This is a genomic window from Streptomyces sp. M41(2017) (assembly GCF_002078175.1).
Taxonomy (GTDB): domain Bacteria; phylum Actinomycetota; class Actinomycetes; order Streptomycetales; family Streptomycetaceae; genus Streptomyces.
Map to the genome: position 1 here is coordinate 1,628,120 of NZ_MWFK01000002.1, position 24,448 is coordinate 1,652,567.

The window sequence follows — 24,448 nt, forward strand, 5'->3', positions numbered from 1 at the left end:
GGCGGTCGAGGTCCGCTCCCCCGCGCGAGCAGGCCCGTTCGTCGGTGACGCGGGGCCGGGTGATCCGGCCCCGCGTCGTTGTGTGTCCACCGCGTTTCGGGGCTCCCGTTCCTTTTGCCAAGGGTTAACTCCCACCCCTTGACGGCTCCCTGAGGGCATTCTCAAGATGTTCCTCATCACGCAACCCATCGTGCAATGCGCAACAGCAGAGGAGCTTGTCGTGCCCCACGAGGTCCGTGCCGTAGTCGCTGTGAAGAAGGGCGCACCGGTCGAGGTGCAGACGATCGTCGTTCCGGACCCGGGGCCGGGCGAGGTGCTCGTCGATGTCCAGGCGTGCGGGGTCTGCCACACGGATCTGCACTACCGGGAGGGCGCGATCAACGACGAGTTCCCGTTCCTGCTGGGCCACGAGGCCGCGGGAACCGTCGCGGCGGTCGGCCCGGGTGTCGTCGACCTCGCACCGGGCGACTACGTGATCCTCGCGTGGCGCGCGCCCTGCGGCACGTGCCGTTCCTGTCGCCGCGGCCGCCCCTGGTACTGCTTCGACTCGCGCAACGCCACCCAGCCGATGACCCTCCTCGACGGCACCCCGCTCAGCAGCGCTCTCGGGATCGGGGCCTTCGCCGAGAAGACCCTGGTCGCCGCAGGACAGGCGGTGAAGGTCGACCCGGCCGCACGGCCCGAGGCGGCGGGGCTGATCGGGTGCGGGGTGATGGCCGGATACGGCGCCGCGGTCAACACCGGCAACGTCGGGCGCGGTGACACCGTCGCCGTCATCGGCTGCGGCGGCGTGGGCAACGCGGCCATCGCCGGCGCCTGCCTGAACGGCGCGATGAAGGTCATCGCGGTGGACATCGACGACAGGAAGCTCGACCTGGCGGAGCGGTTCGGCGCCACCCACACGGTCAACTCGCGCGGAACCGACCCCGTCGAGGCGGTCCGGGCACTGACCGACGGTTTCGGGGTCGACGTCGCCATCGACGCGGTGGGCCGACCGGAGACGTACAAACAGGCCTTCAACATGCGCGACCACGCCGGTGTGCTCGTCCAGGTCGGCGTCCCCGACCCCGGGATGACGGTCGACCTCCCGCTGATCGACCTGTTCTCGCGCGGCGGCGCCCTGAAGTCCTCCTGGTACGGGGACTGCCTGCCGAGCCGGGACTTCCCGTTCCTCATCGACCAGTACCTGTACGGGTTGCTCGACCTGAACGCGTTCGTGAGCGAGACGATCGCCCTCGACCAGGTCGAGGAGGCCTTCACGAAGATGCGCCGCGGTGAGGTGCTCCGTTCCGTCGTGGTCCTGTGACGGGATCGGAGCGGTCGCCCTCGACCCGCGTGCACGGCGAACCCGACTTCGCTCCTGGGCGGTTCGGCTCCCCCGCCCACTGAGCGCTCACTCCCCCACCCTGCAAGGAGGGGCATGTCCAGCACTCCCGCACTCCGTCCCCGTGTCGTCGTCATCGGCGCCGGTATCGTCGGCTGCTCCCTCGCGGACGAACTGACCGCCCGCGGCTGGACCGACGTCACCGTTCTCGAACAGGGCCCGCTGCCCGCCCCGGGCGGCTCCACCTCGCACGCGCCGGGCCTGGTGTTCCAGACCAGCCCCTCCAGGACGCTCGCCGCGTTCGCGCGGTACACGGTCGAGAAGTTCTCCTCACTCCAGGTCGACGGCGTCTCCTGCTTCGACCGGGTGGGCGGCCTGGAACTCGCCACGACCCCCGAGCGTCTGGCCGAACTGCACCGCAGGGCCGGCTACGCCACCGCCTGGGGCATCCGCGGTGAGATCGTCGGCGCCGACCGGTGCACGGAGCTCTGGCCGCTCATCGACCGGTCGGTCGTCCTCGGCGGCTTCCACACCCCGGACGACGGACTCGCCCGCGCCGTCCTCGCGGCCCGCGCCCAACTGGACCGCGCCACAGGAAGAGGAGCCCGCTTCCTCGACCGTCACACGGTCACCGGAATCGAGCAGGCGGAGGGCAGGGTCACCGGGGTCGTCACCGACCGGGGCACGTTCCCCGCCGACCATGTGGTGTCCGCGGCCGGCTTCTGGGGCCCCGTCATCGGCCGCATGGCCGGCGTCGACGTGCCCCTGCAGCCGCTCGCGCACCAGTACGCCAGGACGCGGCCGCTCCCCGATCTGGCGGGAGCGGAGGCGGAGGCCTCGATGCCCATCCTCCGGTTCCAGGACCGCGACCTCTACTTCCGCGAGCACCATGACCGCATCGGCATCGGCAGCTACGCCCATCGGCCGCTGCCGGTCGACCCGTTCACGGTGCTCCCGTACGACGCGGCACGCGCGCGCGGGATGGAGATGCCGTCCTCGTACCCGTTCACCGAGGAGGACTGGGCGCCGAGCTGGGAGGACTGCCGCCGGCTGCTGCCCGCACTGCGCGCGACGGAGATCGAGGAGGGATTCAACGGCGTCTTCTCCTTCACCCCGGACGGCATGCCCGTCCTCGGCGAGTCACGGCAACTCCGCGGATTCTGGCTGGCGGAGGCCGTGTGGGTCACGCATTCGGCGGGGGTGGCCAAGGCGGTCGCCGAGTGGATGGTCGACGGACGTGCCTCCGTCGACCTGCACGAGTGCGACCTCACGCGATTCGAGGACGCGCAGCGTTCACCGGCGTACGTCCGTGAACGCGGTTCACAGCAGTTCGTCGAGGTGTACGACGTGCTGCATCCCCTCCAGCCGATGGAACACCCGCGCCCGCTGCGCGTCAGTCCGTTCCACGCCCGGCAGGAGCGGCTCGGCGCCTACTTCCTGGAGGGCGGCGGCTGGGAACGCCCGCACTGGTACGAGGCGAACGCCCCTCTCGTCGACTCACTCGGTCCGCTGCCCGAGCGCGACGCCTGGTCGGCCCGCCACTGGTCACCCGTCGTCGCGGCGGAGGCGAGGGCGACCCGGGAGAGGGTCGCCCTCTACGACATGACCCCGCTGCGCCGTCTCGAGGTCACCGGCGCCGGTGCCCTTTCCTTCCTCCAGCGCATGACCTCCAACAACCTCCGCAAGAAGCCGGGCGCGGTCACCTACACCCTGCTCCTCGACGAGGCGGGCGGTGTGCGCTCCGACCTCACCGTCGCCCGGCTGGCCCCCGAACGGTTCCAGGTCGGCGCCAACTCCCCCGCCGACCTCGACCGGTTCCTGCGGTACGCCCCGCGCGACGTGCACATCAGGGACATCACGTCCGGCACCTGCTGCATCGGGGTGTGGGGTCCGCTCGCCCGCGATCTCGTCCAGCCGCTGACCCGCGACGACTTCTCGCACGAGGGCTTCGGCTACTTCCGCGCGAAGGAGACGTACATCGGCCATGTCCCCGTCACCGCGATGCGGTTGAGCTATGTCGGAGAGCTGGGCTGGGAGCTGTACACCACGGCGGACCTGGGACTCCGGCTCTGGGACACCCTCTGGGAGGCCGGCCGGGCCCACGGTGTGATCGCCGCCGGGCGGTCCGCCTTCAACTCGCTCCGCCTGGAGAAGGGCTACCGGTCCTGGGGCACCGACATGACCGACGAGCACGATCCCTACGAGGCGGGACTCGGTTTCGCCGTCCGCATGGACAAGGACGGCTTCGTCGGCCGGGACGCCCTCCGGGGACCGGCCGCGCGGACACCGGCGCGCCGGCTCACCGCGCTCCTCCTCGACGATCCGGCCGCCGTCGTCCTCGGCAAGGAACCGGTCCACGTCGACGGCACCCCCGCCGGCCATGTCACGAGCGCCGCGTACGGCTACACGCTCGGCCGCTGCGTGGCCTACGCCTGGCTGCCCGCGCTCCCCGCCGGAACGGGCGTCCACGTCGACTACTTCGGCGAGAAGATCCCCGCCACCGTCTGCGACGAACCGCTCTTCGACCCGGAGATGAACCGAATCCGCCGTTGAATCCGATGAAGAGGCAAGAGCCGGACAAAAGGTCGAGGAGGCCCCGTGTCCCCCACGTACGACGTGATCGTGATCGGTCTCGGCGGTATGGGCAGCGCCGCCGCCCACCACCTCTCCGCGCGCGGGTCCCGCGTGCTCGGGCTGGAGAAGTTCGGCCCCGTGCACAACCGGGGCTCCAGCCACGGCGGTTCGCGCGTCACCCGCCAGTCCTACTTCGAGGACCCGGCGTACGTCCCGCTGCTGCTGCGCGCCTACGAGCTGTACGACGACCTGGAGCGGGCCACCGGCCGTGACATCGCCACCCTCTGCGGCGGCGTCATGGTGGGGCGGCCCGAGTCGCGGACCGTCGCGGGATCCGTCCTCTCGGCCCGGCAGTGGGACCTGCCCCACGACATGCTGGACGCGGCGGAGATCAGGCGCCGCTTCCCCACCCTGAACCCACGCGACGACGAGGTGGCGCTGTTCGAGGCCCGGGCCGGACTGATCCGCCCCGAGAACACGGTCGCCGCACACCTCCAGCTCGCCACCCGGCAGGGCGCCGACCTGCACTTCGAAGAGCCGATGACCCGCTGGGAGCCGTACCGGGACGGCGTGCGCGTCCATACGGCGGAGAACACCTACACGGCCGGCCAACTCGTCATCTGCCCCGGCGCGTGGGCTCCGGGGCTGCTCACCGATCTCGGGGTGCCGTTCAGGATCGAGCGGCAGATCATGTACTGGTTCCAGCCGCGCGGCGGAACCGCCCCGTTCGTGCCGGAGCGGCATCCGATCTACATCTGGGAGGACGCGGCCGGCGTCCAGGTGTATGGCTTCCCCGCCATCGACGGACCGGACCTGGGCGCCAAGGTCGCCTTCTTCCGCAGGGGCGGTGTGGAATGCACCCCCGAGAACATCGACCGGACGGTGCACGAGGACGAGATCCGGGCCATGGCGGACCAGATGGCGCGCTGCATCCCCGATCTGCCGGGCACCTTCCTCAAGGCGTCGACCTGCATGTACTCCAACACCCCCGACGAGCACTTCGTCATGGCCCGTCATCCCGCGCATCCGGAGTCGGTCACCGTGGCCTGCGGCTTCTCCGGGCACGGATTCAAGTTCGTGCCGGTCGTCGGCGAGATCCTCGCCGACCTCGCCCTGGACGGCTCGACCGAGCACCCCATCGGCCTGTTCGACCCCCACCGCCTCGCCGCCGCGCCCGCCTGAGGAGCCCCCGTGACGACGATCCCCGCCTCCCCTTCCCCGCTCTCCCCCAGCCTCATCGCGACCCTCCCCGGGCGGTACTACACGGACCCGGAGATCTTCCGCCAGGAGCAGGAGCGGCTCTTCGAGTCGATGTGGTTCTGCGCGGTCCGCTCCGGGGACCTCGCCCGGCCGGGAGCCTTCCGCACCGTGCAGATCGGCCGGGAGAGCGTACTCGTGACCCGCTCCCGCACGGGAGAACTGCGCGCGTTCCTCAACGTCTGCCGGCACCGCGGCGCCCGGTTGTGCACCGAGGAGTCGGGCGAGGTGCGGCGCAACCTCCAATGCCCGTACCACGCCTGGACGTACGACCTCGACGGCCGGCTGGTGGCCGCCCCGAACCTGGTGAAGATGCCGGACGTCGACCGCGTCGCGTACGGCCTGGTCACGGTCGCCCTGCGCGAGTGGCTGGGTTACGCCTGGGTGTGCCTGGCCGCCGAACCGCCCTCCTTCGAGGAGACGGTGATGGGCGCGGCCGTGGAGCGCCTCGGCACCGCGGCGGCCATCGAGCACTACGGCACCGAGCACCTCGCGCTCGGGCGGCGGGTCACCTACGACGTGCGGGCGAACTGGAAGCTGATCGTCGAGAACTTCATGGAGTGCTACCACTGCGCGACGATCCATCCGGAACTGACCGAAGTACTCCCGGAGTTCGCCGAGGGGTACGCCGCCCAGTACTACGTGGGACACGGCGCCGCGTTCGGGGAGGAGATCAGGGGGTTCACGGTCGACGGCAGCGAGGGGTTCGCCAGACTTCCCGCTGTCGCGGACGAGCAGGACCGCCGCTACTACGCGATCACGGTGAAACCGACGGTCTTCGTCAATCTGGTCCCGGACCATGTCATCCTGCACCGCATGTTCCCGCTGGCCGAGGACCGTACGGTCGTCGAGTGCGACTGGCTCTACGCCCCCGAGGTCGTCGCGTCCGGCGCGGACCTGTCCAAGTCCGTGGAGCTGTTTCACCGGGTGAACGAGCAGGATTTCGAAGCGTGCGAGCGGACCCAGCCGGCCATGGCGTCGCGGGCCTATCGCAACGGTGGTGTGCTGGTCCCGACCGAGCATCACATCGGGATCTTCCACGCGTGGTTGATCGCCCGACTGGGAGGCCCACGTGCCTGACCTGTACATCGACGGAAGCTGGCGCGGCGCACTCGACGAGCGCACCCGGGAGATCCGCTGTCCCGCGGACGGCTCCCGGGTCGGCGTCGTCGACGAGGCGGGCGGCAAGGACACGGTGGAGGCGATCGCCGCCGCACGTCGCGCCTTCGACGAGGGACCCTGGCCGACGACTCCGGCGGCGGACCGCGGGGATCTGCTGCTGCGCGTGGCCGACCTCCTCGTCCGGGACAAGGACGCGCTCGCCCGTGCCGAGTCGCTGGACACCGGCAAGCGACTCGTCGAGAGCGAGTACGACATCGACGACATCGCCAACTGCTTCCGCTACTTCGGCCGGCAGGCGACCGCCGAGGCCGGCCGGGTCGTCGAGACGGGCACGCCGAGTGTCGACAGCCGTGTCGTGTACGAACCGGTCGGGGTCTGCGCACTGATCACGCCCTGGAACTACCCCCTCCTGCAGACGGCCTGGAAGGTCGCTCCGGCGCTCGCCGCGGGCAACACCTTCGTGCTCAAGCCGAGCGAACTGACCCCGCACACGGCGATCCGTCTGATGCGGCTCCTGGAGGAGGCGGGCGTGCCTCCGGGCGTCGCCAATCTGGTGCTGGGCGCGGGCCCCGAGGCGGGCGCCCCGCTCGCCGACCACCCGGACGTCGACCTCGTCTCCTTCACCGGGGGCCTGGCGACCGGGAGGGCGCTGATGGCCGCGGCGGCCGGGACGGTCAAGAAGGTCGCGCTCGAACTCGGCGGGAAGAACCCCAACATCGTCTTCGCCGACGCCGACTTCGAGACGGCCGTCGACATGGCACTGACGGCGGTCTTCCTGCACTCGGGGCAGGTGTGCTCGGCCGGCGCGCGGCTGCTGGTCGAGGACGGGCTGCACGACCGGCTCGTCGACGAGATCGTCCGGCGTGCCTCCCGGATCAGACTGGGCGGGCCGTTCGACGAGCGGGCGCAGACGGGGCCGCTGATCTCGGCGGCGCACCGCGAGAAGGTCGAGGCGTACGTCGCCCGGGGGCTGGCCGAGGGAGCGGTGCTGCGCTGCGGAGGCGAGCGTCCCACGGGTCCCGGCCTGGACGACGGCTTCTACTATCCGCCGACGGTGCTGGACGAGTGCAGCGACGACATGTCCGTGGTGCGGGAGGAGTCGTTCGGGCCCGTCCTCACCGTGGAGCGTTTCAGCGGCGAGGCCGAGGCGGTACGCCTCGCCAACGACACGATCTACGGTCTCGCCGGCGCGGTGTTCAGCACCGACGAGGCCAAGGCGCAGCGGGTCGCGGCCCGGCTGCGGATCGGCACGGTGTGGATCAACGACTTCCACCCGTATGTCCCGCAGGCCGAATGGGGAGGGTACAAACAGTCCGGATCCGGGCGCGAACTCGGCCCGTCGGGTCTGGCCGAGTACCGCGAGACGAAGCACATCTGGCGCAACACCGATCCCTCCCCGCAAGGCTGGTTCGACTGACCCGACCGCCGGGGCGGGCCCGACCGGCCCCGGCGCACCCCGCGGACACGGCGCCCGCGCGAACCAGCCCCTCAAGGAACCCGGCACCCGCTCAGGCCGCTCCCTCACCCCGCCCCCAGGACCACCTGGAGTCCGCTCATGTCCACCACCGAGCACCCGACAGGACCACAGCACGACGACGCCGAACTCGCCGAGTTCGGGTACAGGCCCGAACTGAAGCGCACCCTCGGCAGCTTCCACACCTTCGCCGCCGGCATCAGCTACATCTCCATCCTCACCGGCACCTTCCAGCTCTTCTACTTCGGTTACGGCAGTGGCGGTCCCGCCTACTGGTGGTCCTGGCCGATGGTCTTCGTCGGCCAGTTCATGGTCGCGCTCTGCTTCGCGGAGCTGGCCGCGCGCTATCCCGTCGCCGGTTCCGTCTACAACTGGTCGAAGAAGATAGGCAATCCGCATCTCGGCTGGCTGGCCGGCTGGATGATGCTCGTCGCCTCCATCGTGTCGATCTCGGCGGTGGCGCTGGCCTACCAGCTGACGCTCCCGCAGATCTCGGACGTCTTCCAGTTCGTCGGGGACGGGACGGGCAAGTACGACGTCGCGACCAACGCGGTGGTGCTGGCCACGGTGCTCATCCTGTTCACGACCCTGGTGAACGCCTTCGGTGTGAAGCTGATGGCCACCATCAACAGCGCGGGTGTGTTCATCGAGCTGATCGCCACCGTCGTCCTCATCGTGCTGTTCGCCGTCCACATCACCCGGGGTCCGCAGGTGGTCACGGAGACGGCGGGCACGGGAGCCGGTCATGCGACGGGGTACCTGGGCGCGTTCCTGGTGGCCTCGCTGGCCTCGGCGTACGTCATGTACGGGTTCGACACGGCGGCCTCGCTCGGCGAGGAGTCGCTCGATCCCTCGCGCAACGCGCCGCGGGCCATCATCCGTGCCATCGTGGCGTCGTTCGTCCTCGGCGGTCTGGTCCTGCTGCTGGCGCTGATGAGCGTGTCCAGCCTGAACGGCGGCAGACTGTCCACGGACGGCCTGCAGTTCGTGGTGCTGGACGTGCTCGGTCCGACGGCAGGCAAGGCGATGCTGTGGTGCGTGCTGATCGCGGTCACGGTGTGCGCCCTCGCGGTGCACACGGCGGCGATCCGGCTGGCCTTCGCGATGTCCCGGGACAACAACCTGCCCGCGTCGTCCCTGATGGCCCGGGTCAGTCCGCGGTTCCGGACCCCGGTGCTGCCCGCGGTGGTCATCGGGATCCTGGCGGTGGCGATCCTCGTCGTGAACATCCGCCAGCCGCAGATCTTCACCGTGGTGACGAGCATCGGCATCATCATGATCTACCTCGCCTACCTGGGGGTGACGGCGCCGATGCTGGTGGCCCGGCTGCGCGGCCGGTGGCAGCCGGCGGGCGAGGGCAGGTTCTCGCTGGGCCGGTGGGGCCTGCCGGTGAACCTCGTGGCCGTGGTGTGGGGCGCGGCCATGACGGTCAACCTGATCTGGCCGCGCGCCGAGGTGTACAACGCGGCGGCGCCGTTCCACTGGTACCTGCGCTGGGGCGCGGTGCTGTTCGTCGCGGTCATCGCCGGAGGCGGCTTCGCCTACTACTGGTTCGTCCAGCGGCACCGCACCGGTGTGCTCGACTCGCACCGGCCGGATCCCGCCCCGACGCCCCCGCTCACCGCCCCGGCAGCCGAGTAATGGAGGGCAACAGCGCATGAGCATCGATGAGTTCGACTATGTCGTGGTGGGCGGTGGCACCGCGGGCAATGTGGTCGCCGCCCGGCTCTCCGAGGATCCGTCCGTCACCGTGTGCGTCCTGGAGGCCGGTCCCAGCGACGTCGGAGACGAGGACGTCCTCAGACTGGACCGCTGGATGGGTCTGCTGGAATCCGGTTACGACTGGGACTATCCGGTCGAGCCGCAGGCCAGCGGCAACAGCTTCATGCGGCACGCCCGGGCCAAGGTGCTCGGCGGCTGTTCGTCGCACAACTCGTGCATCGCCTTCTGGGCTCCGGCGGAGGACCTGGACGACTGGGCCGCCGCCGGCTGTACGGGCTGGGGCTCCGCCGATCTCTTCCCGCTGTACCGGAGGCTGGAGTCGAACGACGCCCCCGGCGATCACCACGGCCGCACCGGGCCGGTGAAGCTGCGCACGCTCAAGGGCGAGGACCCGTGCGGCGCGGCCCTGTTGGAGGCGTGCGCCCAGGAAGGCATCCCGACGACGCCGTTCAACAGCGGGACGACGGTGGTCCGGGGAGCCAACTGGTTCCAGATCAACTCCGACGAGAACAACATCCGGCAGTCCTCGTCCGTGGCGTACCTCCACCCGGTCATGGGCAAGCGGCCGAACCTCTCGGTGCGGACGGGAGTGCGGGCGAAGAAGCTGGTCCTGGAGGGGCGGAGGTGCGTGGGCGCGCGGTACCTCGACCCGGATCTCGTCCACACCCGGACGGTCCGCGCCCGTCGCGAGGTGATCGTCTCCTGCGGTTCCGTCGACACTCCGAAGCTGCTGATGCTGTCGGGGATCGGCCCCGCGGCGCATCTCCGCGAGGTCGGTGTGGAGGTGGTCGTCGACGCGGCGGGGGTCGGCGAGAACCTCCAGGACCATCCCGAGGGCGTCATCATGTGGGAGGCCCGGCAGCCCATGCCCACCACGTCGAGCCAGTGGTGGGAGGCGGGGATCTTCTACGACACCGAACCGGGCCTGGACCGGCCGGACCTGATGTTCCACTACGGCTCGGTGCCGTTCGACATGAACACCGCGCGGTACGGCTTCCCCACGTCGGAGAACGCGTTCTGCCTCACTCCGAACGTGACGCGCGCGAAGTCGCGCGGCACGGTGCGGCTGCGCACCCGGGACTACCGGGACAAGCCGATGGTCGACCCGCGCTATTTCACGCACGAGCACGACGTGCGGGTCATGACGTACGGGCTGAGGCTGGCCCGGCGGATCGCCGCGCAGCCGGCGCTGAGCGGCTGGGCGGGTGCGGAGCTGGCGCCCGGCCCCGACGTCCGGTCCGACGACGAGCTGCTGGACTACATCCACAAGACGCACAACACCGTCTACCACCCTTCCTGCACCGTGAAGATGGGTGCGGACGACGACCCGTCGGCCCCGCTCGACGCCCGGCTGCGGGTCAAGGGGGTCGGGGGCCTGCGGGTCGCGGACGGCTCGGCGATGCCGGATCTGATCTCCGTTAACCCGTGCATCACCACGATGATGATCGGCGAGAAGTGCGCCGACCTGGTGAAGGAGGACGGGCGGACGGGCCCCTGAAGCCCCGGCCCCGACGGGTGCCCGAGGAGCCGCGCGCAAGACCGTGACCGGTGCGCGGCTCCCCGGCCGGGTCCCTAGGGGGTCACCGGCGCCGGGCGCTTGTACATGCGCGTCGCGGTGATCTCGGTGTGCGCGGCCTCGCCCGCCGGGGCCTCCTTCGGCAGTCCCGGCCGGAGGTGTTCCTCCACGCTGATGTACTTCAGCCCGGCGCGCAGGTCCGCGTCGTTGCGCAGGCGGATGACGAGCGGGAACTCGGCGAGCGCGGTCGTGTCGAACAGGCCGGTGGTGTAGAGGAGTTGGACGCCGAGCGCGTCCGACACGGCCCGCTGGAGCTCCAGCAGGTAGGTCGCGTTGGCGCGGCCGATGGGGTTGTCGAGGAAGAGGGTGCCCGCGTGCCGGTGCTTGTCCCGGCCGCGGTCGTTGCTCCGCAGGGCGGCCATCGTGCAGTACAGCGCGATGGCGGCGGTGAGCAGCTGTCCGCCGGAGAACACGTCGCCCATCTGTCCGACGGGGACGCGTTCGGCGCGCAGGACGGCGTCCGGCTTGAGGATCTCGACGGCGACGCCCCGGGGCTGGAGTGCGGCGCCGACGCCGCGCAGCAGCAGGGACATGCCGTCGCGCCGCATGTCGGAGTTCTTCTTGACGGCGGCGCGGGTCGCCTCGTCGACGACCTCGCCGAGCCGCTCGGTGAGGGTGGCCTGGTCGGGCTCCTCGAAGCGGATGCGCAGGAACTCCTGCCCGGACCACTCGCCGAGGCCTTCCGGGAGCCGGGACAGGCGCTGCGCCGACCGCAGGGTGGCGAGGGAGGACTCCACGAGTCCCCGCAGCCGGTCCACGATCGAGTCGCGGTTGCGCTCCAGCTGCTCCAACTCGTCGGTCAGCACGCGCAGTCGGGGCGCGAACGCGTCCGCCCACTTGTGCGCGTGCTCCGGCAGCGAGGAGGCGGGCAGCTCACGGATCTGCTGCCGCGCGGGGGTCCGCACCTGCTCGTAGCGGGTGGAGTTGGCGTGCCGTACGAGGATGTCGCAGGCCTCACGGACGGCACCCTCGGACGCGCTGAGGTCGGCGGCGCAGCCGCGCAGCGAGCGGCGGCTCTCGGCGGCGGAGTGCCGTGCCTCCTCGAGGCTTCCGGGATACGGCTCGGGCTCCTCCTGCTCCTCGTCGGAGTGCTCGCGGAGCAGGTCCCTGAGCAGGGCGGACGTCTCGTCGAAGCCGCCGGCCGCGTCCTCGGCGGACCGGTGGGCGCCGAGGAACTCGCCGTGTGACTCCCGCGCCCGCTCCAACGCCTCGGCCCGGGTGGCGAGTTCGGTGGTGGCGGTGCGGAGCAGGGCCTGGGCGTGCTCGGCGTCGCGCGGCACGAGATCATCGGCCAGCTCGGTGTGCGCGCCGCCCTCCTCGGGCGCGTGCCGCTCCGCCTCGCCGCGCAGCCGCCCGAGCTGCTCGCTCGCGGTGGACATCCGGGTCTCCAGGAGCTGCACCAGCTCGTCGGCGCGCGCGACGGCGGCCTGCCGGGAGGGGCCGTCGGATCCGTCGGGCGACTCCAGAAGCTGGGCAGCCCGGGTACGGACCTTGTTGCTGAGGCGGTCGAGATCGGCGAGGGCCGCGCTCTCGTCGCTCTCGGCGCGTGCCTGCTCGGCCCGCAGGTCGGCGCCGACGCCGACCTTCTCGTACAGCTGGGACGCGGCCCGGTAGGCCTCCCGCAGGGCGGGCAGCGAGGACTGCGCGGCCGTGTCGTCCTGCGCCACGTCGTCCGGTGCGCCGGCGATCTCCGCGCGCTCCGCCCGCAGGGCGCGGGCCGTGCGGCGGGCGTCGTCGGCGGCGCGCTGGGTGGCGCGGCGGTCCTCGTCGGCGGCGCGGGCGCGCTCCAGGCACTCCTGGGCGCGGGCCTCGGACTCGGCTGCCTCGTCGGCGAGTTCACGGAGCCGGACCTGCCATCCGGCGCGTTCACGGAGTCGGAAGGCGAGTCCGGCGAGAGCGTCGGCGGCGCGCCGGGCCTTCTGCGCGGCCTCCTGTCGCTCGTCGCGTACGTGGGCGGCGCCGGCCGCGGTCTCGTCGGCCTCGGCCCGGACGGTGCGTGCCTCGGTCAGCTCGGCCTCGGCCTCCTCGGCGAAGGCCCGCGCGTCCCGGGCGGTCGCGGCGAGTTCGACGAGCCGTCCGGCCGGACAGCCGGTGCGCCAGGACGCGAGCCGTGCCGCCAGTTCCCGGTCCTTGCCGAGGCGGGCGGCGAGCGTCCGGATCTCCTCGTCGCGCAGGCCCGCGCGGGCCCGCAGCGTCTGGCGCTCCTCGTCGGCCGCGTGCTCGTCGTGCATGGCCGGGTTCGGCGGTACGAGGAAGACGCCGGCGTCTCCCGCGTCCTCGGCCGGGGTCGGGGCGAGCAGGGCGGCGGCCGTACCGACGGCGACCGCCGAGCGCGGCAGCAGGGCGGCGTCCCCGAGCGTCTCGCGTGCCCGGGCGTGCGTGTCCGGGTCGGTGATGATCACGCCGTCGACGAGTTCGGGGCGGGCGGCGAGCACGCGCGCGTGGTCGACGGGGTCGACGGCCTGGGCGAGGTAGCGCCAGCCGGGGAGCGCGGGAATGCCGTGTTCGCCGAGGTACTCGACGGTGGCGAGGACGTCCGGCCCGGGGGGCAGCAGGCCGCCGTCGCCGAGTGCTCCGAGGATGCGCGCGTCGTCGGCCGCGGCGGTGCGCAGTTCGAAGAGGTGGCGTTCGGCGGAGGCGACACCGTCGTCGAGGAGTGCGCGCAGGTCGTCGGCGTACCGGTCGAGCTGTTCGGGTGTCAGGGGCGCGCCGTCGGTGAGGGCGGCGGTGCCGTCGGTCTCCTCGTCGCGGCGGGGCCGGGGCACGGCGCCGGCGCCTCGGGTGTCGGTGCCCGGCAGGCCGAGCAGCTCCACGAGCCGCTCCTCCTCCGCGAGGGCTTCGGCCGTGCGGCGCTCCCCGGCGTACGAGCCCTCGGCGGCCGTCGCCGCGTCCGCCGCGCGGGCGGCCGTCAGTTCGGCACGGGACTCGGCGGAGGCCGCCTCGCGCGCGTGGTCGGCGGCACGCCGGGAGGCCTCGCGGGCGGTGTCCCAGCCGGCGACGGCGGTCTTCTCGGCGTCGCTGGCGGCGAGGGCGGCGCGGGCCGGGTCGGCGTCGGGGGCGGTGTCGTCCAGCCAGCCGGCGCGGACCGCCTCGGCGGTCTCCTGCTCGACCTCGGCCAGGCGTTGCTTCAGATGGCCGACCTCGCTGCGGGCGCGCTGGGCCCCGGTGGCGGCGGCCGTCGCGTCGGCGTGCGAGCGCTCACCGATCTCCTGGAGGCCCGCGGACCGCTCCTCCTGCTCGTTGGCCAGCGACTCGGCGCCGTCGGCGGCCCGGTGCAGGGCGCGTACGAGGTCGACGGCGGCCCGGGCGCGAGCCGCGAGGGCGGGTGCGGCGTCCCGCTCGGCCTCGCGGATCGCGGCGGCCACGCGGGTGGAGCGGTCGGCGGCGGCGCGGTGCCGCAGCACGGCCTCGGCGGCCTGCCAGGCGGAGTGGAGGGTGCGCGCGTCGGCCAGCTCCCGCTTCTGCGCGGCGGCCGACTTCTCCGCTCCGGCGAGGGCCAGGGAGGCGTGCCGGTAGGCGAGTTCGGCGGCGATCAGCGCGCTGCGCTCACGGGCGCCCTCGGCATGGGTGACGGCGTACGCGGCGGCGGTGACCCGCTGGGCGAGCTCTCCCGCGCGCACCCGTTCCTGTACGGCGCGTGCCGACAGTCTGCGGGCGAGGGTCCGGGTCCGCCGCTCCGCGCCGGAGTGGATGTCCCGCGCGCGTGCCCGTGCTTCGCCGGCGTCGACGATGCGTCCCAGCAGGTCGACGGACCCGGCGGTGAAGTCGCGTTCGGCGATGAGCTCGGCCCGCCGTCCGAGCTTGTTGCCGAAGCCGCCGACGAGGTCGGCGAGTCCGTCGGTGTCGCGGGTGTCGGTGACGGCGCGCAGCAGCAGATCGGTGAAGTCGGAGTCCTTCTTGACCGCGAAGAGACCGGCGGCCTCACCCTCGTCGGCGTTCATCTCCCGCTGGTAGCGGAAGAGTTCGGGGTCCAGTCCGAGGTCGCCGAGGTGTTCGTTCCAGCGGTCGTGGATCTCCTCCCAGTGGACTTCCAGGTGGGGGTACGCCTTGCCCGCCTCGGTGATCGCGTCCCGGAAGCCCTTCATGGTGCGGCGTCTGCCCTGCGCGCCGGAGGCTCCCTCGGCGAGGGGTCGTACGGCGGTGGCCTCGGCGACGGGCAGGTTGTCGAGGCTGAGTCCGGGGCCGGGCCGGAACGAGTACCAGGCCTCGGCGAACTTCCTCGGGTCGTTGGAGACCTGGCGTCCGCGCCATTCGCTCGCCTTGCCGACGACCACGCACTCGCCGGTGATCGTGTGCTGCCACTCCAGTGCGACGTGTCCGCAGTCGTCGGCGAGGAGGAACTTGCGCAGCACACCGGAACTGGCGCCGCCCAGGGTGTTGCGGTGGCCGGGGAGCATCACCGAGAAGATCAGCTTGAGCAGGACCGACTTGCCGCCGCCGTTCTCCAGGAAGAGCACTCCGGCGGGGGCGGGACGACGCGGCGGCCCGACCGGCTCCTCCGCGAAGAACTCCGCCTGGGTGGGCGCGGGGTCGGGCACGGGCTCGCCGACTCCGCGCAGGTCCAGCACGGTGTCGGCGTAGCGCGCACCGGCAGGCCCGATGGAGTAGAGGCGGACCCGGGACAACTCGTACATGGCGGCGGACTCTCGTCGTCGTGAGGGGAGGTGGGGCGTGGTCGGGGGCCGGGGCGGGCCGCGTCAGGAGTGGAAGGGCAGTCCGGCGCCGGCCGCCAGCTCCAGGTCGTCGGTGTCCTCGGCGGGCAGCAGGGTCGCGGTGCCGTCGGTCACCGGGACGACGCCCAGCTCCAGCAGTTCGCCCATCGCGGCGGTGCCCGCCATGTCGCGGACCTGGAGCTGGTAGCGCGCCGTCGTCCGGTAGGTGCCGCCGGCGTCGTCCCCGGTGCGCTGGAGGAAGCCCGATTCGGTGAGGAACGCGACGGCCTTCGCGATGATGCCGGTCGTCGAGCCGGCCAGTCTTCGGGCGTCCTTGGTCGCGCCGGTGGAACTGCGCCGGGCCCAGATCCGCCAGGCCGCCTCCAGGCCCGGCGCGTCCGTCGCCGGGTCGGTGTTCTCGCCCGTCTCCTCGGCCCGTTCCTCCAGGCGGCGGCAGGCCTGCCGGACGAACGCGTCGACGCCGTTGACCGAGACACGCCCGATGTATCCGTCGTCCGCGAGGTCCTCGGGGCGCGGGAAGGCCATCGCGGCGACGGCGAGGTGGGCGAGGCCGTGCAGGAAGCGGTCTCCGGAGTCCGCCGAGGCGCGGCGCGCGTAGTCGCCCATGCGGACGGCGAAGACCGAGTCCTCGGCGGCGGTCACCGCCATCCCCGCGCGCGGGGACACCTCCAGGACGATGAGCCCGAGGCCGGCCGCGACCGCGTCGGCGAGCCGCGCGAACGGCGGGTCCTCGCGGTAGCGGCGCAGCAGTTCGGTGTACTCCTGGTCGCGTGCGGGCTGCAGCTTGGGCTGGAGTCCGAAGGCGACGAGCCGCGCCGCGTCGGCGGCGTCGGCAGGGGTGACGGGGGCGTTCGCCGGAGCGGCGACGGCCTCCGGTTCACTCCACTCGACGTGCTCGGTCACGGCTGGGACTCCTTGTTCGGACGTACCGGGTCGGGGCGGCGGGGTACGGGGTTCGGCCGGCCATGGGCCGGTACGGGGACGTGGGCCGTGGCGCCCGGCAGGGCTCGTCGGCCGGGAGGGGCCGGGTGGTCCGGCGGGGCGTTCACGCGCGGTCCGCCTTCATCCCCGCCGCGTCGAGGAGCGCCATGCCCACGATCAGGTCGGCGCCGCCGAACTCCGGGTCGTCCAGCTCGGTCCCGTCGTCCACGGCGAACAGCAGGCGCTCCTCGCCCTGGCGGTAGGCGGTACCGACCGGCGGGCTGGCGGCGTGCACGGCCAACAGGGCGACCAGATAGGGCAGTTCGGGGTCGCGGCGGCGGGCGTCGGCCAGCAGGCCCGACAACCGGCGGGGGGCGTCGGCGGGGAGGTTCAGCAGGTCCATGGCGGAGGCCAGCTGCTCCTCGCTGAAACGGCTGTCGTCCGGTGTGGCGATCAGGTCGGGCTCGGGCATCTCCGCGCCGAGGTGCTCGCGCTCCTGCGGCGGGGTCAGCAGGATGTCGACGAGATCTCCGACGCGGACGGCGACAGGGGTGCGCAGGCCCGTGCCCCGGGCGAAGAAGGCGTCGGTGACGCGCAGCGCGCTCTCGACCGGGAGCGGCAGCACGGGTGCGACGAGGTGTCCGTACAGGTCGATGCCCGAGGTGGTCATGGGCGTGCCGAAGGCCTGCCGGTCCTGCTCGGCGCGGAACAGCGGTCCCGCCTCCAGGAGGCGGGACTGGAGCTGGGTGTGCCGGCGGATGCAGTCCTTGACGATGTCGACCAGCTCGGCGGCGCGGCGCTTCTGCTCGGGGTCCTCCGACTCGTCGCGGGCCTTGCGGATGTTGGTGAGGATCGCGTTCTCGTGGCGGTACCGGTCGGCGACGTGGTCCAGGGCCTCGGCGATCATGTCGGGGACGGCCTGGAGCCAGTCGACGGCCCGTACGTTGCGCCGGGTCGCGTCGAGGGCTCTGCGGAGGGTCTCCGCGTACTGCACGGTGCGGTAGCGGGCCTGCTCGGCGGCGAGCTGCGCGTCGGCGAGCCGGCCGCGGCTGATCAGGACCTCCAGCTTGACCTCGGCGGCGATCTGCGCGCTCGTGACGTCCGTGTCGAGGGCACCGACCAGGACGTTGACCGCTTCGTCGGTCGTCCGGAGGTAGACGCTGCCCCCGTAACCGGGGACCTCCTCGATCAGCTTGAAGTCGTAGTCACGCCGGACGTACGAGCCGTCCGGGGCGAAGGTGCCGTACACGGCACGGAAACCCCGGTCGACGCTGCCGACGTTGATCAGGTTCTCCAGGACCCAGCGGGCCACGCGCTCGTGCTCGACGACGGGGCGGCGGGGGGCCTGGGCGGCGATGCGCGGGATGAGCCTGGCCACTATCTGGTCGTGGTCGGCACCCGTGTCGAAGTCCATGTTCAGTGTGACGAGGTCGATGGCGGCGAGGGCGACCTCGGCCATGCCGTACACCGTGTACTCGCCCGCGAGGTTCGCCTTGCGCACGTCCAGGTCGTGCAGCGGCGCGGTGCAGGCGAGCGCGCGCAGCCGCCGCGCCAGGCCCTCGTCGGCGGCCGGACCCGGAGCCGGGCGCGGCCCCGCGCTGAGCTGGGGCGGAACGCTGTCCGTCGTTGCAGGCGAAGTCACGGTGCACAGACTAGGTCCTCGGTCCGACAACGGTCGAAACGACGCAGAAGCGACCGGCGCCCCCGGCCCGCCCCTCTCCTCGCCCTCGCTGTCGCCGCATGTTCCCTCCGACCCCGGCGTTCGTCGCAGTCGTCCCCGCCTTCACTCTGCCCGACCCGGCCGGCCTGACCGGTGCGGCCGGGACGGCTACCCGACCGGCACGGCCGGGACCACCTTCCCGGCCGACCGTCCCGGAAGGAGTGCCGGATCGAGGCTGACCGTCCCGGTGGCGTGCCGGTTCGAGACCGACCGGTCCCGGTGGCGTTCCGGTTCGAGACCGACCGGTCCCGGTGGCGTTCCGGTTCGAGACCGACCGGTCCCGGAGGGAGTGCCAAGTCGAGACCCACCGGTCACGGAGGGAGTGCCGGATCGAGACCGACCGGTCCTGGAGGGAGTGCCGGATCAAGGCCGACGGTCCCGGTGGGGTGCCGGATCGAGCCCCAGGTTCCGGCCTCGTCCGGATCGGCCTCCCGGCCACCCAACCGGCGGTGAGAGCCCGGCCGCTCACAGGGCCGGGCGCGCTCCCAGGGCCGGGCGCGGCTCGCGACAGGTCAAGGTCCTCCGGGCACCGCCCGGCCGAGCCGCTTGCGGGCTCACGGACTCCTTCCGCGGTCCCGCCGGTCAGACGGCCCCCTGTCCCCCGTCCGCCACCCGGCGCGCGTACACCTCGACGAGGCCCTTCAGGGAGTCGTCGAGGTAGGCCGCGAGGAGGTGTTCGGCGGAGTCTCCGGCACCCTCCTGGAGGGTTCGGAGGATCTCGTGGTTGCGGGCCAGATAGGGCTCGTGGAGCCGACGCGGGTCGTCCACGACGTGGAAGGCGAGGCGGAGTTCGGCGAAGACGCTGCGCATCACCTCGTCGGTGCGGGCGCTGCCGGCCAGGGCGACCAGTTCGCGGTGGAAGTGGATGTTGGCCGTGGACACCCCTTTCCAGTCACTTTCAGCCGCTGCCCGCCGCCCCTCCGCGACGGCCGCCGCGAGCCCCTCCACGGCGTACGGGGGGTCGCCGAGCCCGCGGACGACGGCGCACTCGACGAGGGCGCGGGTGCGGTAGATGTCCTCTACGTCCTCCACGGTGAGCACCCGCACGAAGACCCCGCGATTGAGCTCGTGCACCAGCAGCCGTTCGTGCGTGAGCAGCCGGAACGCCTCCCGCAGCGTGTTCCGCGAGACGCCGAGCGCGCCGCCGATGCTGTCCTCGGACAACCGCGTCCCGGGCGGGAAGAAGCCCTCGGCGATGCGGGACCTGAGGATGTCCGCGACCCGCTCGGCGGTGCTGGTGCGGCCCAACAGGGCTCGGTCGTCGGCCAGTTCCGTCAGCTCTGCCATGCCCGGAATTCAACCGCAGACCCAGGAACGAGACAACAGGGGTATTGAGGGATCGTTCAACGATCCTCTACCTTGTCGAACAGGCGCCGGCAGACCCGGCCCACGGACCGACCCCTTCGCACCGCCCCGGCGCCCATCGCTTCCGCACGGCACGGCTCAGTCCTCAAGCACCCTCCGTCCCTCCCTGCGAGGTGCCCATGAGCACGACCCCTCCGCCCCCGTCCCTGACCAAGGACACTCCACCCGACACGGGTGAACCCATCGTCCAGGAAGGCGCGTTCGGCTGGCTGCGCGCTCTCGGCCCGCGCGGCCGACGTGCCTTCGGCGGCGCGTTCGGCGGCTACGGCCTCGACTCGTACGACTACTTCACCCTGCCGCTCAGCATGGTCGCCCTGGCCGCCTACTTCGGCCTCGACAGCGGCCAGACGGGCCTGTTCACCACCGTCACCCTGATCGTCTCCGCGATCGGCGGCGCCGTCGCCGGCGTGGTCGCGGACCGGATCGGCCGCGTGAGAGCGCTGATGATCACCGTCGTCACGTACGCGCTGTTCACGGTCGCCTGCGGCTTCGCGCCCAACTACGAGACGCTGCTGGTGTTCCGTGCCCTCCAGGGCCTCGGGTTCGGCGGCGAGTGGGCCGTCGGCGCCATCCTCGTCGCGGAGTACGCGAGTCCCCGGCACCGGGGACGGACACTCGGCGCGGTCCAGAGCGCGTGGGCCGTCGGCTGGGGTCTCGCCGTGGTGGTCTACACGCTGGTCTTCCAGTTCCTCGGCGACGATCTCGCCTGGCGCGTGATGTTCTGGACCGGGGCACTGCCTGCGCTGCTGGTGGTGTGGGTGCGGCGACGGGTGCAGGACGCGCCCGGGGCGACCGCGGTGCGCGAGAAGAGCGCCGACAAGGGGCGGTTCACGGCCATCTTCCAGCGCGGCACGGCCGGAGCACCGGGTCTGCTGCGCACCACCTGCTTCGCGGTCCTGCTCTCCACCGGTGTCCAGGGCGGTTACTACACGCTGGCCACCTGGGTGCCCACCTATCTGAAGTCGGAGCGCGGGCTGTCCGTCGTCGGCACCGGCGGCTACCTGACGTTCCTGATCTCGGGTGCCTTCCTGGGCTACCTGACCGGCGGACACCTCACCGACCGGCTGGGCCGCAAGCGCAACATCCTGCTGTTCGCGGTCCTCTCCGCCGCCTGCATCCTCACGTACGCGAACATCCCGAGCGGGGCCAACACCCTTCTCCTGGTGCTCGGTTTCCCGCTCGGCTTCTGCATGTCGGCCATCTTCAGCGGCTTCGGCTCCTTCCTCAGCGAGCTGTACCCGGCGGCGGTACGCGGCACCGGACAGGGCTTCACGTACAACACGGGACGGGCCGTCGGCGCCGTCTTCCCCACCACGGTCGGCTTCCTGGCCGACAGCTGGGGCGTGGGCGGCGCGCTGGTCTTCGGCGCGATCGGCTACGCCCTGGCCGCCGTGGCCCTGCTCGGACTGCCCGAGACGCGTGGCAAGGAGTTGCTGTGACCGACACCGTCAGGGTCCTCCCGCGGAACCCCGCCGAGACCACCGCCCGAGACCACGTCCCCTCCCCCGGTGTGCGGGAAGCCGAGCCCCACGCGCACGCGTGGAGCCCCGGCGAGGCACGCCGCCGCTTCCGTGCGGGACTGTCGCTGCCCACCGCCGGGATCGCCGCGGGCCACACCCAGGCGAACCTCGTCTCGGTCCCCGCAGACTGGGCGTACGAGACGCTGCTGTTCTGCCAGCGCAACCCGAAGCCGTGCCCGGTCCTCGACGTCACCGACGCCGGTTCCTGGACCACGCCGCTCGCCGCGGGCGCGGACCTGCGCACCGACCTGCCGCGCTACCGCGTGTGGGAGCACGGCGAGTTGGTCGCCGAACCCACGGACGTGGTGGAGCACTGGCGCCCCGATCTGGTGTCCTTCCTGATCGGCTGCAGCTTCACCTTCGAGTGGGCGCTGGGCGCGGCGGGCGTACCGATGCGCCACATCGAGCAGGGCCGGAACGTCTCGATGTACGTGACGGCGCGGCAGTGCCGTCCGGCCGGGCGGCTGCACGGGCCGATGGTGGTGTCCATGCGCCCGGTGCCACCGCAGCACCTGGCGGCGGCGATCCGGGAGAGCAGTCTGCTGCCGGCCGTGCACGGCAGCCCGGTGCACTGCGGTGAGCCGTCGGGGCTGGGCATCGAGGATCTCTCGCGCCCGGACTTCGGGGATCCGGTGATCGCGGCGCCGGACGACATCCCGGTGTTCTGGGCATGCGGGGTGACGCCCCAGGCGGCCGTGATGGCGTCCCGGCCGCCGTTCGCGATCACCCACGCGCCGGGGCGGATGTTCCTCACGGACGCCCGCGACGAGCAGTACCGAGTGGCCTGAAGAGGCCGGGAGAGGAGACACGGCAACCCATGACCCGGATCGATCTCAACGCCGATCTCGGCGAGGGCTTCGGCCGCTGGCGGCTGACGGACGACGAACAACTGCTGTCCGTCGTCACCAGCGCCAACGTGGCCTGCGGCTTCCACGCCGGGGACGCGCCCACCATGCGGCGGGTGTGCGAGCTGGCCGCGGAGCGCGGGGTACGGATCGGCGCCCAGGTCTCCTACCGGGACCTGGCGGGGTTCGGGCGGCGCGCGATGGACGTGCCGTCCGACGAACTGGCGGCCGAAGTCGCCTACCAGATCGGCGCCCTGGAGGTCTTCGCGCGCGCGGCGGGCTCGCGTGTCGCCTACGTGAAGCCGCACGGCGCGCTCTACAACCGGGTCGTGCACGACGAGGAGCAGGCCGCCGCCGTCGTGGAAGGTGTCGTGCTCGCGGGTGCCGGTCTGCCCGTCCTCGGACTGCCCTCCTCGCGGTTCCTGAAGGTGGCCGAGCGGGCCGGACTGCCCGTCGTCACCGAGGCGTTCGCGGACCGCGCCTACACGCAGGAGGGCACGCTCGTGCCGCGCACCGAGGAGGGCGCGGTGATCACGGACGCCGAGGCGGTCGTCGAACGCTCGCTGGGACTGGCCCGGTCCGGGACGGTCACGGCCCGCTCCGGGGAGCGCGTCCCGGTCCGCGCCCGCTCCCTGTGCCTGCACGGGGACACTCCCGGCGCGGTCGGCCTCGCCCGCCGGGTCCGCGAGCGGCTGGAATCCTCGGGCGTCCGTGTGGAGGCGTTCGTATGACGGCTCGCACGACGGGCGACGCGACACCGTCGGTGTCCCCCGGTACCGGCGTCCGGGCCGACCACGGGGCGGCCCGGACGCCCTCGGGGGACGACACCCCCGCGGGTCACCGCACGGCACCGGCGACCACGCCCACCCGTACGAGGGTGCTTCCCGTCGGCGACCGGGCGCTGCTCGTCGAGGTCTTCTCCGTCGAGGCGGCCCAGGCGCTGCACGCCGAACTGCTGCGGCGCCGCGCCGAGGGCTCACTGACGGTGCGGGAGATCGTCCCGGCGGCGCGCACGGTGCTGCTGGACGGCCTGGACGACCCGGCGAGGGTGGCCGAACGGCTGCCCGGCTGGGTGATCCCCCCACTGGGCACGCGCGCGGACGAGGCCGTCGAGATCCCCGTGCGCTACGACGGTCCCGATCTGGCGGACGTGGCGGCCCTGTGGGGGGTGCGGGTGCACGAGGTGCGGGCGATCCACGCGGCGGCCGAGTTCCGGGTGGCGTTCTGCGGGTTCGCGCCCGGCTTCGGTTATCTGACCGGGCTGCCGGAACGGTACGACGTGCCGCGCCGGGCGACTCCCCGGACCGCGGTTCCGGCGGGCTCCGTGGCGCTGGCGGGCCCGTACACGGGGGTGTATCCGCGCAGTTCGCCGGGCGGCTGGCAGCTGATCGGCAGCACGGACGCGGTGCTGTGGGACCACGCGCGCGTGCCGGCCGCGCTGTTGGCGCCGGGCACACGGGTCCGCTTCGTCCCGGTGGACGGCTCATGAGTGATCGGGCCCTGTCGGTGGTACGGGCGGGCGCCCTGACCACCGTCCAGGACCAGGGGCGCCCCGGGCACGCGCACCTCGGCGTGCCGCGCTCCGGGGCGCTCGACGCCCCCGCGGCGGCGCTGGCCAACCGGCTCGTCGGCAACGCCACCGGGGCGGCCGTGCTGGAGACGACCCTCGACGGCTGCTCCCTGCGCCCTCGTTCGGCGGTCGTCGCGGTCGTGACGGGAGCGCCCTGTCCGGTCTCGGTCGACGGGCGGCCCGCGGCCTGGGGAGCACCCGTCCGGGTGCCCGCCGGCGCTCTCCTTGACATCGGCCCCGCTCGCGCGGGGGTGCGTTCCTATGTGGCCGTGGCCGGTGGTGTGGCGGTCGATCCGGTGCTCGGCAGCCGGTCCACCGATCTGCTGTCGGGGCTGGGCCCCGCGCCCCTGACGGACGGAACGGTGCTTCCGCTGGGGTGCCCGGGCGCCGGGCACGCGCGTGTGGACGTCGTTCCGCACCCCGCCCCGCCCGACGAACTCGTCCTGCGGGTGACGCCCGGCCCGCGCGAGGACTGGTTCACGGCATCGGCGGTCCGGACGCTGACGACCCGCACCTACCGGGTGTCGTCGGCGAGCAACCGGATCGGGCTGCGCACGGAGGGGCCCGCCCTGGAGAGGGCCGTTTCCGGTGAACTGCCCAGTGAGGGAATGGTGCTGGGCGCGGTGCAGGTGCCGCCCGACGGGCGGCCGGTGGTGTTCCTCGCCGACCATCCGACGACCGGCGGCTATCCGGTGATCGCGGTCGTCCGCGAGACGGACCTCCCCGCGGCCGCTCAGGCCGTCCCGGGCATTCCCGTCCGTTTCCTGGCGGTCCGTCGCCGCTGA

The 24,448-nt window shown here is 72.6% G+C and carries 16 protein-coding genes; 12 read left to right on the forward strand and 4 right to left on the reverse strand.

Features of this window, described 5'->3' with window-relative positions; genetic code table 11:
- Positions 1–220: 220 nt before the first annotated feature.
- From B0675_RS32930 to B0675_RS32960, 7 genes are all read left to right on the forward strand, one after another.
- On the forward strand, positions 221–1,306 hold the full coding sequence (locus B0675_RS32930) for an S-(hydroxymethyl)mycothiol dehydrogenase (protein WP_081223254.1): 1,086 nt from the start codon (positions 221–223) through the stop codon (positions 1,304–1,306).
- Between the two features lie 114 nt (positions 1,307–1,420).
- Positions 1,421–3,877 carry an FAD-dependent oxidoreductase gene (locus B0675_RS32935; protein WP_081223255.1) on the forward strand — a complete coding sequence of 819 codons (2,457 nt, stop codon included), beginning with the start codon at positions 1,421–1,423 and terminating at the stop codon, positions 3,875–3,877.
- Positions 3,878–3,922: 45 nt separating this feature from the next.
- Entirely contained in the window at positions 3,923–5,080 is a 1,158-nt protein-coding gene (solA, locus tag B0675_RS32940; RefSeq protein ID WP_081223256.1) for an N-methyl-L-tryptophan oxidase, read from the forward strand.
- Positions 5,081–5,089: 9 nt separating this feature from the next.
- The gene (locus B0675_RS32945; protein ID WP_081223257.1) at positions 5,090–6,235 is read left to right on the forward strand and encodes an aromatic ring-hydroxylating dioxygenase subunit alpha; all 1,146 of its coding nucleotides are present in this window, start codon (positions 5,090–5,092) and stop codon (positions 6,233–6,235) included.
- Positions 6,228–7,694 carry an aldehyde dehydrogenase family protein gene (locus B0675_RS32950; RefSeq protein WP_081223258.1) on the forward strand — a complete coding sequence of 489 codons (1,467 nt, stop codon included), beginning with the start codon at positions 6,228–6,230 and terminating at the stop codon, positions 7,692–7,694. Before B0675_RS32945 ends, B0675_RS32950 begins: the two co-directional genes overlap by 8 nt.
- Positions 7,695–7,832: 138 nt before the next feature.
- On the forward strand, positions 7,833–9,392 hold the full coding sequence (locus B0675_RS32955) for an amino acid permease (RefSeq protein ID WP_081223259.1): 1,560 nt from the start codon (positions 7,833–7,835) through the stop codon (positions 9,390–9,392).
- 16 nt (positions 9,393–9,408) lie between these two features.
- Positions 9,409–10,971, forward strand: a complete 1,563-nt coding sequence (locus B0675_RS32960) for a GMC family oxidoreductase N-terminal domain-containing protein (RefSeq protein WP_081223260.1) — start codon at positions 9,409–9,411, stop codon at positions 10,969–10,971.
- A gap of 74 nt (positions 10,972–11,045) precedes the next feature.
- Here B0675_RS32960 and B0675_RS32965 read toward each other — a convergent pair whose 3' ends face one another.
- From B0675_RS32965 to B0675_RS32980, 4 genes are all read right to left on the reverse strand, one after another.
- On the reverse strand, positions 11,046–15,683 hold the full coding sequence (locus tag B0675_RS32965) for a hypothetical protein (RefSeq protein WP_081223261.1): 4,638 nt from the start codon (positions 15,681–15,683) through the stop codon (positions 11,046–11,048).
- A gap of 63 nt (positions 15,684–15,746) precedes the next feature.
- Positions 15,747–16,625 (reverse strand): hypothetical protein, encoded by an 879-nt coding sequence (locus B0675_RS32970; protein ID WP_081223262.1) that lies wholly within the window; start codon positions 16,623–16,625, stop codon positions 15,747–15,749.
- A 142-nt stretch (positions 16,626–16,767) separates the two neighbouring features.
- Positions 16,768–18,285 carry a hypothetical protein gene (locus B0675_RS32975; protein WP_081223263.1) on the reverse strand — a complete coding sequence of 506 codons (1,518 nt, stop codon included), beginning with the start codon at positions 18,283–18,285 and terminating at the stop codon, positions 16,768–16,770.
- A gap of 660 nt (positions 18,286–18,945) precedes the next feature.
- Positions 18,946–19,650, reverse strand: coding sequence for a GntR family transcriptional regulator (locus B0675_RS32980; protein WP_081223264.1), 705 nt, complete (start codon positions 19,648–19,650; stop codon positions 18,946–18,948).
- Positions 19,651–19,847: 197 nt separating this feature from the next.
- On the opposite strand from B0675_RS32980, the gene B0675_RS32985 reads away from it, so the two are divergent.
- The 5 genes from B0675_RS32985 (at position 19,848) to B0675_RS33005 (ending at position 24,448) form a co-directional block, all read left to right on the forward strand.
- Positions 19,848–21,167, forward strand: a complete 1,320-nt coding sequence (locus B0675_RS32985) for an MFS transporter (RefSeq protein WP_081223265.1) — start codon at positions 19,848–19,850, stop codon at positions 21,165–21,167.
- Between the two features lie 71 nt (positions 21,168–21,238).
- On the forward strand, positions 21,239–22,036 hold the full coding sequence (locus tag B0675_RS32990; protein ID WP_179165530.1) for a putative hydro-lyase: 798 nt from the start codon (positions 21,239–21,241) through the stop codon (positions 22,034–22,036).
- Positions 22,037–22,065: 29 nt separating this feature from the next.
- Positions 22,066–22,824, forward strand: a complete 759-nt coding sequence (locus B0675_RS32995; protein WP_081223267.1) for a 5-oxoprolinase subunit PxpA — start codon at positions 22,066–22,068, stop codon at positions 22,822–22,824.
- The gene (locus B0675_RS33000) at positions 22,821–23,582 is read left to right on the forward strand and encodes an allophanate hydrolase subunit 1 (RefSeq protein WP_081223268.1); all 762 of its coding nucleotides are present in this window, start codon (positions 22,821–22,823) and stop codon (positions 23,580–23,582) included. Before B0675_RS32995 ends, B0675_RS33000 begins: the two co-directional genes overlap by 4 nt.
- Entirely contained in the window at positions 23,579–24,448 is an 870-nt protein-coding gene (locus tag B0675_RS33005; RefSeq protein ID WP_081223269.1) for a biotin-dependent carboxyltransferase family protein, read from the forward strand. Before B0675_RS33000 ends, B0675_RS33005 begins: the two co-directional genes overlap by 4 nt.